General features: G+C 65.9%; 10 protein-coding genes. 7 read left to right on the forward strand and 3 right to left on the reverse strand.

All coding sequences use genetic code 11. From position 1 onward, the window contains the following. Positions 1-307: 307 nt before the first annotated feature. The 6 genes from THIMADRAFT_RS14820 (at position 308) to THIMADRAFT_RS14845 (ending at position 8,288) form a co-directional block, all read left to right on the forward strand. Entirely contained in the window at positions 308-4,417 is a 4,110-nt protein-coding gene (locus THIMADRAFT_RS14820; RefSeq protein WP_007193874.1) for a ribonucleoside-diphosphate reductase subunit alpha, read from the forward strand. A gap of 601 nt (positions 4,418-5,018) precedes the next feature. After that, entirely contained in the window at positions 5,019-6,428 is a 1,410-nt protein-coding gene (locus THIMADRAFT_RS14825) for an MBL fold metallo-hydrolase RNA specificity domain-containing protein (protein ID WP_007193876.1), read from the forward strand. A gap of 194 nt (positions 6,429-6,622) precedes the next feature. Further along, positions 6,623-6,886 carry a ribbon-helix-helix domain-containing protein gene (locus THIMADRAFT_RS14830; RefSeq protein WP_007193877.1) on the forward strand — a complete coding sequence of 88 codons (264 nt, stop codon included), beginning with the start codon at positions 6,623-6,625 and terminating at the stop codon, positions 6,884-6,886. Next, on the forward strand, positions 6,873-7,301 hold the full coding sequence (locus THIMADRAFT_RS14835) for a type II toxin-antitoxin system VapC family toxin (RefSeq protein ID WP_007193878.1): 429 nt from the start codon (positions 6,873-6,875) through the stop codon (positions 7,299-7,301). Before THIMADRAFT_RS14830 ends, THIMADRAFT_RS14835 begins: the two co-directional genes overlap by 14 nt. 280 nt (positions 7,302-7,581) lie before the next feature. Further along, positions 7,582-7,848: a type II toxin-antitoxin system Phd/YefM family antitoxin gene (locus tag THIMADRAFT_RS14840; RefSeq protein WP_007193879.1), complete on the forward strand. Its 267-nt coding sequence runs from the start codon at positions 7,582-7,584 to the stop codon at positions 7,846-7,848. Continuing rightward, entirely contained in the window at positions 7,845-8,288 is a 444-nt protein-coding gene (locus tag THIMADRAFT_RS14845) for a type II toxin-antitoxin system VapC family toxin (protein WP_007193880.1), read from the forward strand. The genes THIMADRAFT_RS14840 and THIMADRAFT_RS14845 overlap by 4 nt, the downstream gene beginning before the upstream one ends. Positions 8,289-8,588: 300 nt before the next feature. Here THIMADRAFT_RS14845 and THIMADRAFT_RS14850 read toward each other — a convergent pair whose 3' ends face one another. The 3 genes from THIMADRAFT_RS14850 to THIMADRAFT_RS14860 form a co-directional block, all read right to left on the reverse strand. After that, on the reverse strand, positions 8,589-9,338 hold the full coding sequence (locus THIMADRAFT_RS14850) for a glycosyltransferase family 2 protein (protein ID WP_007193881.1): 750 nt from the start codon (positions 9,336-9,338) through the stop codon (positions 8,589-8,591). A gap of 151 nt (positions 9,339-9,489) precedes the next feature. Then, positions 9,490-9,897, reverse strand: coding sequence for a S24/S26 family peptidase (locus THIMADRAFT_RS14855; RefSeq protein ID WP_007193882.1), 408 nt, complete (start codon positions 9,895-9,897; stop codon positions 9,490-9,492). Positions 9,898-10,240: 343 nt separating this feature from the next. Then, positions 10,241-10,558 carry a hypothetical protein gene (locus THIMADRAFT_RS14860; protein WP_007193883.1) on the reverse strand — a complete coding sequence of 106 codons (318 nt, stop codon included), beginning with the start codon at positions 10,556-10,558 and terminating at the stop codon, positions 10,241-10,243. Between the two features lie 401 nt (positions 10,559-10,959). Here THIMADRAFT_RS14860 and THIMADRAFT_RS14865 point away from each other — a divergent pair, with 401 nt between their 5' ends. Next, positions 10,960-12,201: a nucleotidyltransferase family protein gene (locus tag THIMADRAFT_RS14865; protein ID WP_007193884.1), complete on the forward strand. Its 1,242-nt coding sequence runs from the start codon at positions 10,960-10,962 to the stop codon at positions 12,199-12,201. Positions 12,202-12,539 lie beyond the last annotated feature (338 nt).

Raw genomic sequence — 12,539 nt, forward strand, 5'->3', positions numbered from 1 at the left:
CATTGCCGTCGGTGCGCTCCGATCGGCGACCTGGACTGCGAGAATCCGCGACGCCCGCTCGTCGCGCCCCGCCGCCCCCCTGCCGACACCCGCAAGCCCGCCTCCGAACCCCCGTCGGGTCTGGCGCGACCGCTTTTATCCACAGCTCGCCCACAGCCTGATCCACCGCTTTTACACAAGATATTGTGGTTGACGGATTTCGAAAACAACATATATTGTGCCTGTCGCGTAGCACCCGCTCGGCCGTCCAGGCCGCGGAACACCCAATAGATCGACCCCGCCGTCACACCGCACCCCAGGAGGAGCCATGTCCACCGAGAGCCCGTCGTTGGTCGAATCCACGCCCGCCGAAGACGCCGTCGCCCGCCCCGGACAGTCCGCGAAGCAGAGCCCGGCCCCAACCCCGACCCCGGCCCGGCACAACGACTCGGCTCCCGAGATCACCGCCCACACCCCGGGTAAGGTCCAGGTCATCCGGCGCAACGGCAAGGTCACCCACTTCGACCCGAACAAGATCATGGTCGCCATGACCAAGGCGTTCCTCGCGGTGGAAGGCGGCTCGGCGGCGGCCTCCAGCCGCGTCCACGACCGAGTGCGCGAGCTCGCCGAGCAGGTCACCTCGGCCCTCACCCGCCGCCTGCCCGGCGGCGGCACCGTCCATATCGAGGACATCCAGGACCAGGTGGAGCTGGCGCTGATGCGGGCCGGCGAGCACAAGGTCGCGCGCGATTACGTCCTCTACCGCGAGGCCCGCGCCCGCGAGCGTGCCGAGCGTGCGGCGGCGAGCACACCCGCCGAGGCCGCGCACCCGCTCTCCGTGACGCTTGCCGACGGCACCACCCGCCCACTGGATGTCGCCCGCCTGACCCGACTGCTCGACGAGGCCTGCCGAGACCTCGACGCCGTGGATGCACAAGCCATCCTGACCGACACCCTGCGCAACCTCTTCGACGGCGTGCGCGAGGCCGACGTCGGACAGGCGCTCGTGATGTCCGCCCGCGCGCGGATCGAAAAAGACCCCCAATACAGCCAGGTCGCCGCCCGTCTGCTGCTCGACGTGCTGCGCCGCGAGGCGCTCGGCTTCTTGGGACTCGCCGGCGGCGTCGAGACCCAAGCCGATCTCGCCGAGCGCTACAGCGACTATCTGGCGGCCTATATCAAGCGCGCCGCCGATCTGGAGCATCTCGACCCGCAGCTCGCCCGCTACGATCTGGCCCGCCTCGGCGCGGCACTCAAGCCCGAGCGCGATCTGCAGTTCACCTATCTCGGCCTGCAGACCCTCTACGACCGCTATTTCATCCACACCGCCGACGGCATCCGCTTCGAGCTGCCGCAGGCCTTCTTCATGCGTGTCGCCATGGGTCTTGCCATCAACGAGATCGACCGCGAGACCCGCGCCATCGAGTTCTACGAGCTGCTCTCGAGCTTCGACTTCATGAGCTCGACACCGACCCTCTTCAACTCGGGCACGCTGCGCCCCCAGCTCAGCTCCTGCTACCTGACCACCGTCCCGGACGACCTGGACGGCATCTACGGCGCCATCAAAGACAACGCACTCCTGTCGAAATTCGCCGGGGGCTTAGGCAACGACTGGACCCGCGTGCGCGGCATGGGTGCGCACATCAAAGGCACCAACGGCAAGAGCCAGGGCGTGGTGCCCTTCCTGAAGGTCGCAAACGATACGGCGGTCGCCGTCAACCAGTGCTTCGCACCGCAGACCACCGTCTTTACCGCCGACGGCCCCAAGCCGATCGCCGACGTGCGGGTCGGCGATCTGGTGCTGGGTCAGCGCGGGCGCTATCGCGAGGTCACGGAGCACTTTGTCTACGACCAGAAGGACGCCCCGATGGTCCGGGTGGCGGTCAAGCATTCGGTCAATGATCTGGACGTCACCGCCGGTCATCCCTTCTGGGCGATCCAGGGCGTACCGATGGAGCAATCCATCGAGCGCACGCTCGGCCAGATCGAGCAGACCCGTTTCCGGCCCGAGTGGGTCGAGGCCGGCCAGCTGACGCGCGGAGACTATGTGGCGCAGGTCATCCCCGCCGAGGTGGTACCGGTTCCGGAGCTCACCCAATCGGATGCACGCTTCTACGGCATCCTGCTCGGCGACGGGCATCTTACGCGCGGCTGCGAGTTCGGTATCTCCGGCAACCCCGAGTGCGACAAGGGTCATCTCCAATTCGTCCGCGACTATCTCACGGAGCGCGGGATCCACTTCTGGGAGAACGGGCGGGGCAATGAGTACATCCAAATCAAGTGGGCCGTCGGCCGGGGCTTAGGCCGTTGCGCGACCACCGGCCGCTATGTCGGACTGGACGAGGCCCATCTCCCCTTCACCTACGAGGACCTCTACGACGCAGGCGGCAAGAAACGCATCGCCCGGCGCTTCAGCCATCTGCCGCACGATCAGGCGCTGGCGCTCGTCCAGGGACTTCTGGAAACCGACGGCGGAGTGAGCCGCGGCAAAGAGATCTACTTCACCAGCACCTCCGCCGCGCTCGCCGAAGGCTTGCGTTATCAGCTCCTGCGACTCGGCATCCCCTGCGCCGGGCAGTATCGCGAGCGCGACAATGCCCACACGGGCACGCGCGGTGACGGCTCGGTGGTCTCCTTCACCGGCATCACCCGCGCCTTCGATCTGCGCATCCCGGCCGTGCCCGAGATCGCCGAGCTGGTCGGCGTCCCGGCGCTCACCAAGCGGAACTGGTTCCGCTTGGGCAACTGGATCTTCACGCGGGTCAAAACGGTCACGCCCATCGCGCCGGTCACCAAGGTCCACGACCTCAAGGTCGAGGGCGACGAGACCTACATGACCGCCGCGGCGCTGGTCCACAACGGCGGCAAGCGTAAGGGTGCGGTCTGCGCCTATCTCGAAACCTGGCACATCGACGTCGAAGAATTCCTCGACCTGCGCAAGAACACCGGCGACGACCGGCGCCGCACCCACGACATGAACACCGCCAACTGGGTGCCGGACCTATTCATGAAGCGAGTCGCCGAGGACGGACACTGGACCCTTTTCTCGCCCGACGAGACCTCGGACCTGCACGACCTGACCGGGCTGGCGTTCGAGCAGGCCTATGTCGGCTACGAGGAGCGCGCGTCACGCGGCGATCTCAAGGTCGCCAAGCGGATCAAGGCCGTCGACCTCTGGCGCAAGATGCTCGCCATGCTCTTCGAGACCGGGCATCCCTGGATCGCCTTCAAGGATCCGTGCAACCTGCGCTACACCAATCAGCATGTCGGGACCGTGCACAGCTCCAACTTGTGCACGGAGATCACCCTACATACCAATGACTTGGAGATCGCCGTCTGCAATCTCGGCAGTGTGAATCTCGCTGCGCACGTGACCGAGAAGGGGCTCGACACCAAGCGTCTGCAAAAGACGGTCAGCACCGCCATGCGGATGCTCGACAATGTCATCGACTACAACTTCTACAACGTCCCGCAGGCGCGCAACTCCAACCTGCGCCACCGTCCGGTCGGGCTCGGCATCATGGGCTTTCAGGATGCCCTCTATCGGCTGCGCATCCCCTACGCGAGCCTCGAGGCCGTGCAGTTCGCCGACCACAGCATGGAGGCCTTCAGCTATTACGCGATCCAGGCCAGCACGGATCTCGCCCAAGAGCGCGGGCGCTATCAGAGCTTCGAGGGCTCGCTCTGGAGCCGCGGGATCCTGCCCGTCGACAGCATCAAGCTGCTCGCGGAGGCGCGCGGCAGCTATCTGCAGATGGACGCCGGCACCACACTGAACTGGGACGCCCTGCGCGAGCGCGTGCGCACCGTCGGCATGCGCAACTCCAACTGCATGGCCATCGCCCCGACCGCGACCATCAGCAACATCGTCGGGGTCAGCCAGTCGATCGAGCCGACCTACCAAAACCTCTTCGTCAAATCCAACCTCTCTGGCGAGTTCACCGTCGTCAACCCCTACCTGGTGGTCGATCTGAAGGAACGCGGCCTTTGGGACTCGGTGATGGTCAACGATCTCAAATACTACGACGGCTCGATCCAGCAGATCGACCGCATCCCGGAGGACCTGAAGTCGCTCTACGCCACCGCCTTCGAGGTCGACGCCCGCTGGCTGGTCGAGGCCGGCAGCCGCCGTCAGAAGTGGCTCGACCAGGCCCAGAGCCTCAACCTCTACATGCGCGAGCCCAGCGGCAAGAAGCTCGACAACCTCTACAAGCTGGCGTGGGTGCGGGGACTGAAGACGACCTACTACCTGCGCTCCATGGGCGCGACCCATGTGGAGAAATCCACGATGGACGATGCCGGAAAGGCCAACCGCCTCAGCGCCGTCGGCGGCAACTATCTCTCGCTCGACAAAAGCAAAGGCAACGGAAAAGGCAACGGCGCCGCCGCACCCGCCGCCTGCTCCATCCTCGACCCCGAGTGCGAAGCCTGCCAGTAGGGTGGACAAGCGAAAGCGCAGTCCACCGAACCCCGCGCCGGCGCTGGTGGACTGCGCTGCGCTTGTCCACCCTACTCGCTCCCACGCTCCGCGTGGGAGTGTCGCCGGGACGCTCCGCGTCCCTGCCGCCATGGCGACGCGCACCGTCTGCGATACGTCCCTGCGCCGATCCACGACCGACCGCGCCGCCCCGCGACGCAGAGCTACTCGGTCACCGCCTCTGCGCAGGCTTGGTATCACTCGCTCCCACGCTCCGCGCGGGAGCCTGGTGTGGACGCTCCGCGTCCGAGGCTTGATGAATGCGCGGGCGTCTCGATCGGGTCCGGTTTTCCCGCCTGCGGGGTCGCGACGCGGAGCGTCGGGGCGACACTCCCACGCGGAGCGTGGGAGCGAGCTATGGGACCGGAGCCACCGCACCCGCCGTCAGCTCCATCCTCGGCCCCGAGTGCGAAGCCTGCCAGTAGGGTGGACAAGCGAAAGCGCAGTCCACCGAACCCCGCGCCGGCGCTGGTGGACTGCGCTGCGCTTGTCCACCCTACTCACTCCCACGCTCCGCGTGGGAGCGCGCTACCGACCAACCACCAAGGACGACGGAGACGTCATGACGGACACGACATCATTGATCACACACCACGGCGCCGTCGACGGCGTTACCGGGTCCTGCCATGAGCTGATGCTCGGTGACGGCCGCTCGGTCCTGATCGACTGCGGGCTGTTTCAGGGAGCGGAGACCGCCTCGGACGGCTCCGGTGCCGACCGCCCCGGCATCGGCTTCCCGGTCGATCGGGTCCAGGCGCTGATCCTGACGCATGTGCACATCGACCACATCGGTCGCCTGCCTCATCTCCTGGCCGCCGGTTTTCGCGGCCCCATCCTCTGCGGCGAGGCCTCGGCGGAGCTCCTCCCGCTGGTCTTGGAAGACGCCCTGAAGGTCGGCGTCACGCGCGATGCGGCGCTCATTAACGCCGTCCTGCGCGGACTGCGGGCACGCCTGGTCCCGCTGCCGTACGGCGACTGGCACCCCTTGATCACCGGCGATCCCGCGCTGCGCATCCGTTTGCAGCAAGCCGGTCACATCCTCGGCTCCGCCTACGTCGAATGCGACCTGACCCGCGCCGGCACCACCACGCGCGTGCTCTTCTCGGGAGACCTCGGCGCGCCGCACACCCCGCTGCTGCCGGACCCGACGCCGCCGGAATCCGCCGACATCGTCGTGCTCGAAAGCACCTACGGCGACCGCATCCACGAGGACCGCAGCACGCGTCATCAGCGTCTGCGGGCCATGGTCGAGCACGCCTTCGAGGACGGCGGCACGCTCTTGATCCCGGCCTTCAGTATCGGGCGGACGCAGGAGCTGCTCTACGAGCTGGAAACCTTGGTGCACGAGAACCGAGGCACCGAAGGCGCCGGCGGCAAGTGGCGTTGGGACGATCTCGCGGTGGTGCTGGATTCACCGCTGGCGGCGGACCTGACCGCCGGCTACCGCCGACTGCGCGCACACTGGGACCGCGAGGCCAAGGCCCGGGTCGCGGCCGGACGCCACCCGCTCGCCTTCGATCGGATGCTCACCGTCGACGACCACGCCGCACATCTGCGCATGGTCGCGTACCTCGCCCGCGAGCATCGTCCCGCCATCGTGATTGCCGCCGGCGGCATGTGCGCCGGCGGGCGGATCGTCAATTACCTCAAGGCCATGCTCGGCGATCCGCGCCACGACGTTCTCTTCGTCGGCTATCAAGCCGCCGGCACCCCGGGCCGCGACATCCAACGCTACGGACCCCGCGGCGGCTATGTCCAGCTCGACGGCCGCCGCTACGACATCCGCGCCCGCATCCACACCATCGGCGGCTACTCCGCCCATGCCGACCAACACGACCTGCTCGACTTCATCGGCGCCATGTCCCCGCCACCCCGCGAGGTGATCCTCGTCCACGGCGAGCACGGCGCCAAGACCGCCCTCCGAGACGCCTTGCTTCAGCGCTTTCCCGGAACCGAGGTCCGCATTCCCTGAGCCCAATCCTCCCGGCCGACCGCCAGGAGCGACGGTAGGGGCAATTTCAATCCCCCGTCAAAAGCCGTGAATCAGGATCCCGGCACTGCCCCTGCAATGCCTATCGGGAAAGCCTAAGTTGCTCCTGCACCTCGGATTGACACCCCACTAAACGCGTCATACCTTACGTCATACAACCCTGATGGAGAGGCGAGATGCGAGTCAACGCCAGGCTCGACGATGCACACGCCAGAAAACTCGATGAGCTCTGTCGGCGCACCGGCCGCAGTCGCACCGATGTGCTGCGAGCCGCCATCGATCGTTACTACGCACAAGAGGCCGTCGAGCCCCAAAGTGCAGCCGACATCCTGCGCCGAAACGCCTTCATTGGCTGTGGCGAGGCCGACCCCGAGCTCTCTCGAGATTACAAAAAACATCTGACCGAGTCCCTGGCCAAGAAGACGGATGATCATCGCTGACACTGGTTTCTGGCTCGCTCTGGCAAACCGGCGTGACCGCTGGCACCAGGCGGCAACCGCTTGGCTGACCCAGCCGACCGAAGGACTGATCACCACCTGGCCGGTCGCCACCGAAACCTGCCATCTGTTGCTGAGCCGCGTTGGCGAGCATGCCCAACAGGCGTTTATCCATAGCCTGCGCGACGGTGCAGCGGACCTATTCGCCATCGACCGCAGCCACCTGCCACGCCTCGCGGAACTGATGCAGCAGTATTCCGATCTCCCCATGGATCTGGCCGATGCATCGCTTGTCGTGCTGGCCGAAGCACTCGGGCACGGCCGCATCCTATCCACCGACGAGCGTGACTTTCAGACCTATCGCTGGAAACGTCACGCCCCGTTCGACAATCAGTTGTCGACATCCTCGCCGACCTGAACAAAGACCCTGTACGCAAGCCTCGGGGCGGCTTGAGTCGCCCCCGTGGTCATCTGCCTTCTGACTCGCTCCCACGCGGAGAGACTGTGAACGTATTCCCGCGTTGGACCGAAATGCGGGAAACCGTAGGCTGGGGTGAGCTTACTCGCTCCCACGCTCCGCGTCCCTGCCGCCGGGTCGACGCGTCCAACCGTGGACCAACGCCACCACCTAAGCTGTACCCACAATCACCTCTTCATGAGGTACGCTGTAGTCACAATAGACGCAGAGGTCTCTACCGATGCAGGTGGCAATCCGTGATCTGAAGGCCAATCTTTCCCGTATCCTGACCCGAGCGCAGGCCGGGGAATCGATCGAGGTGACGTCCCACAACAAGCTGATCGCCCGCATCGTCGGTATTCCCTCAGGCACTGCCGAGGGACTCCGAGAGTCGATCGGGAGCGGTACCTTGTCCTGGAGTGGCGGAAAGCCTCAGCTCGCGCCGCCGGTCGAGTTGTCTGCCGAAGGGACGCCGGTCAGCCGGATGGTGCTGGAGGACCGCGGTTGATCCTGTTTTGCGATACGTCCGCCTTGATCAAGCTTTACGTTCGGGAAGACTTCACCGACACAATGCTGGCAGCGGCGGGGGCGGCTTCGGCAACCGCCGTGTGTCGGATCGCTTGGGCAGAGGCGATGGCAGCGCTGGCAAGGCGCTCACGCGACAATCCAACCGATGCCGGTGCCATCGATACCGTCCGGCGTCGTCTACGCAACGATTGGAATGACTACGCGATCATTGAGGTCACCCAAGCGCTGGTTGAGCTGGCTGGCGACTATGCGGACACCTTTGCGCTACGGGGCTACGACAGCGTCCAACTCGCCGCTGTGCGCACGCTCCATGAGGCAAGTCACGAGCAGGTCCAGTTCGCCTGTTTCGACCGGCGCCTACAGAAAGCCGCCCGCGTGCTCGGCCTGGAGTCGGTGTTCATCCCCGATCTCACCGGATGAGAACGCATCGGCATCGGTACTCGCTCCCACGCCCCACCCCCCACCATCTCGCTCCCACGTTCCGCGTGGGAGTGTAGCCCCGACGCTCCGCGTCGGACCCCGCAGGCGGGGAAACCGAATCCGATCGAGACGCACACGCAGTCATCGAACGTCGGACGCGGAGCGTGGGAGCGAGCGAATCCCGACAACCCACCCGTAGGGTGTGGTGAGGCACGAACCGCACCGTGCCACGACCGATGGAAAAAGGAAAAAGCCGCCCTCGGAATACGGTGCAATGAGGAGCCCGACCCACCTCACCCTTCACCCCCGCCGAAAAAACTGCGGCACCTTCGACAGGTTCTTCCACACCAACGCCCCAGCCCCGCCGATCCCGTTCTCCCGCAACGCCCGGTAATCCTCCCCGGACTTGCGCAGGATCCGCGACAACGAGCGGTTGCTCTCGCCCCCCACGCGCATCCGCACCAGCACCTGCGGCAGATACACGACCTGGCCCGTCAGACGACTCAGCATCCGCAGCATCAGGTCGTAATCCCCCGCAATCCGATAGCGCCGGTCGAACACGCCGTGCCGCTCATACAGCGATCGACGCAGATACAGCGTCGGGTGCGGCGGCATCCAACCCCGCCGCAGGCTCGCCGGATCATAGGCCCCCGAGCGCCAATGCCGCACCACCCGACCGGTATCGGCCTTGCGCACGTACACCAGATCTCCGTACACGGCATCTACCGCCGGATCCGCAAAGGCCGCCGCCACGCGCGCCAGCACCTGCGCATCGGCATAGACATCGTCGGCGTGCAGAAAACCCACCACCTCGCCTGTCGCCCGCGCAATGCCCTTGTTCAGCGCATCGTAGATCCCCTCGTCCGGTTCGCTCACCAGGACCGCCAACCCGGCGCGATGCGCGTGAAGCACATCCAGCGTCCCGTCCCGGCTGCCGCCGTCGATCAGCAGATGCTCCCGCGCCGCGTAAGTCTGCCCGGCCACCGAGACCAGACAGTCAGCCACCGTCCCGGCACAGTTCCAGGTTGCCGTGATGACGGAAATCTTCATCCGCGATGCGGATCTGCGCCGCAGCGCGTCCCGAGGGGAGACAAGACCGCCGATCGATCACGACCGGACACACGCATCGACCTGGCCGCGTCGGGCAAGGCCCCTGCCCCGGCCGGCGCACAAACGCGTGGCGATCCCCTGCGAGCGCGGGTCACGGACGCCCCGGCAGAGCGTGTCGAGCGCGCGTCAGGGCAAAACGGATCAAGCGCGAAAACGCCCATACGCGATGGCGTCCCGGGATAGCGACCAGAATCTGCGCACAGCCGCCGCCGCAGGCGCGACCCAGGATCATCTTCGCATCCACGGCCATATCGGGCCTTTCAGCCGCGTCGCCCTGCGTGAGAAACATCCAATCGCCGCGCCGTCGGTAGGCACCGATGATGCGATGGATGAGCAAACCCCGACCCGGACTCAACAACACCACGACGTCGCCGGGCCAATACCAGCGTCGGGGATATCCCACATCCACCTCGGCGCCGTGACAGACCAGCGGGGCCATACAGTCTCCGTTCACCCGCACACGCACCGGCTTCTCCATCGCGATGGATCGCAGCGCCACAAACCAACTCGGGCAGCCTCGAGATTGACCCACACCGCGATGCTCGTGTGCACCTGAAACACGACTCGTCACGGGAACAACGGAAGGGGGGCTCGGATTGGTCTCGCTCATCAACCCGGCCACGCTGGTGAATGGAACGGTGGATTCGCTGGACAAGCACAGCACGGTCCACCGGCGTCGGCGCAGGACGCGGTGGACGTCAGTCTCGCTCGTGCCCCGTGGCGCAGAGCGCCAGGGGCATGCATGGCACCGCGAAGCGGTGTCACGGGTCGCTTTTGGCTCGGGCGTTCGGGGTCATAGATATAGATAAGGCGCTTCGTAGATCACCCTCGCTGCCCGCCGTCTAGCCGTTGTCGCTCTTCTTCCGACCGACACAATAGTAGCCGCCGCCCTCGAACAGGTCACCGTTCTCGTCCAGCGCCTTGGGATGATAACCGGCCGCCCGCTCGAAACCCGAGTCCTGACAGTACGCATCACCGATCGTCTGAAGCTCCGGAGGCACATCGCCGAACAGGGCGGGGTTGTCCCAGAGCTTGGAGTCCTTGTCGAAGACAATCCGCGGCGGCGTTTCCGATGGCTTGCCGCTTGGACCCGCCGGGGCCATCAGGGCACACCCACTCAGAAAAGCAATCGCCGTGAAGGATGCGAGAAAGATCTTCATGAACATCTCCTTGGAACTTGGTTCCATTGCGGTGGCGCGATCAACGGGGCGTGAGACACGATCGTTCGCAACCCGCATCGCAGTCGGAGCCGACCTTACCGATCTCGGACAGCCCTCTTGGTGCCTGATAGACATGCACGCGCGACCGCAGCGATTCGCGGATCGCCTCCAATCACGGCCTGAATGCCATTGCAGAATAGCCGCGACAAGCACTGCGCACAACGCCTATCCAACAGGATGAAGGACGCGGGCGAGCTCAATTGACTTCGTCCGATCCGCCGGTTCTACTTGAGCGGTGAATACGCATCCCAAGGCCCTTCCAAGCCCCCCCCGACACTGCGATCGACGGACTTGTTCATGACTCCGGCCATCGCGGCCCACGGCGCAGAGCGCCATGGGTCATGCGTGACCCTGCAGAGCGGGTGTCACGAGCGACCGAGGGTTTGGGTGACCGCTCTCATGAAAGAGGACCGATCGACAGCCACAGCGGCACCGATGCGCATCTCCGATGGATCGCCTCCACCCTCCGGGAAGAACATCCGCCTTGGCCATTCGGCTTGGGCGCCATCGAGATCGACTGCTTGGTTGAAACGGCCCAGGCCGAAGGTGTCGTCGGTCTTCTCGCCGAACGCCTGATCAAGCGTCCCGACGCCGGATGCGTACCACCGGCCCTGCTCGATATCCTGCGTCGCCGCGAGCACCGCGACGCCTCCCTCGAGCTGTTTCGCGAGTCTGAGTACCGGCGCCTGCTCGAGACACTCGGCACCGCGGGCCTTCAGCCCGTCGTCATCAAAGGCACCGCCCTCGCCTACAGTCTCTATCGCCAACCGCACCGGCGGAGTCGCTGCGATCTCGACGTGGTGTTTCGGAACCGCGCCGCTGCCATATCGGCCGTTGATCTGCTGACCGATTCCGGCTACCGACGCCCGAATGCGGTCGACGGCGACTGGATCACCCAAGCGATCACGATCGTGAGGCACGATGCGCTCGGCATCGCCCATTCGCTCGATCTGCACTGGTCTCCGCTCAACCAACCCGCGCTCGCAGCAAGGCTCGGATTCGCGGAGATCGCCGCAGCCGCACAGGCCCTGCCGTCGCTCGGCCCTCACGCGCGCATCCCGGCACCACCGCACGCCCTATTGATCGCCTGCCTGCATCGCATCGCCAACATCCGCACCGGTCGCGCCAACCGCCTGATCTGGCTCTACGATATCCATCTGCTCGCCGAAACGCTGGAGCAAGACCAATGGCGGTCGATCGAAAAATTGGCCCGAGCACGCGGCATCGCCGGGCTCCTCCTCGACGGACTCCAAGCCGCACGCGTCCACCTCCACACCAGCATCCCCGAGGAAACCCTCGCGACCCTGCGGCGCGCCGCGGCGACCCAATGGCTCTCCCCCGCGGGCTTTGCCGACGAGCGCTCCGCCTTGCTCAGCGACCTACGAGCGCTTCCCGGCTGGCGCGCACCCTTGCAACTCCTCCGCGAGCACCTGTTTCCGCCCGCAGACTACATGCGAATCAAATACGCCGGCATCGACCATCCCCTACCCCTGCTGTATCTGCGCCGCATCCTCAACCGCCTGCGCGCAGCTTCCGCTGCGCGGACCGAACGCCCCACCCGTCCATCCCGGTCCACGCTGTAGGGTCCGCTGCGCGGACCGACGGCACCCGTTGTCGGGTCCGCTGTGCGGACCGACGGCATCCCGCCTGGCCACGACGCTGCTCCATGTGCCAATGGTCCGCACAGCGGACCCTACGGGACATCCGGATCCGACGGTATCGCCGGATGGCACCGCCGATCCGGTTCCGCCGCGCAACCCAACGACACCCGTTGTAGGGTCCGCTGCGCGGACCGATGGCATCACACCGGCAACGACGCTGCTCCATGGCGCCAATGGTCCGCACAGCGGACCCTACGGGCCATCCGGATCCGACGGTATCGCCGGATGGCACCGCCGATCCGGTTCCGCCGCGCAACCCA

It is taken from the genome of Thiocapsa marina 5811, assembly GCF_000223985.1.
Taxonomy (GTDB): domain Bacteria; phylum Pseudomonadota; class Gammaproteobacteria; order Chromatiales; family Chromatiaceae; genus Thiocapsa; species Thiocapsa marina.

Bases quoted from the DNA above. Each gene is read 5' to 3' on its own strand.
- THIMADRAFT_RS14825 (WP_007193876.1), top strand. From the start codon at position 5,019: ATGACGGACACGACATCATTGATCACACACCACGGCGCCGTCGACGGC.
- THIMADRAFT_RS14865 (WP_007193884.1), top strand. From the start codon at position 10,960: ATGCGTGACCCTGCAGAGCGGGTGTCACGAGCGACCGAGGGTTTGGGT.
- THIMADRAFT_RS14820 (WP_007193874.1), top strand. From the start codon at position 308: ATGTCCACCGAGAGCCCGTCGTTGGTCGAATCCACGCCCGCCGAAGAC.
- THIMADRAFT_RS14850 (WP_007193881.1), bottom strand. From the start codon at position 9,338: ATGAAGATTTCCGTCATCACGGCAACCTGGAACTGTGCCGGGACGGTG.
- THIMADRAFT_RS14830 (WP_007193877.1), top strand. From the start codon at position 6,623: ATGCGAGTCAACGCCAGGCTCGACGATGCACACGCCAGAAAACTCGAT.
- THIMADRAFT_RS14840 (WP_007193879.1), top strand. From the start codon at position 7,582: ATGCAGGTGGCAATCCGTGATCTGAAGGCCAATCTTTCCCGTATCCTG.
- THIMADRAFT_RS14835 (WP_007193878.1), top strand. From the start codon at position 6,873: ATGATCATCGCTGACACTGGTTTCTGGCTCGCTCTGGCAAACCGGCGT.
- THIMADRAFT_RS14860 (WP_007193883.1), bottom strand. From the start codon at position 10,558: ATGAAGATCTTTCTCGCATCCTTCACGGCGATTGCTTTTCTGAGTGGG.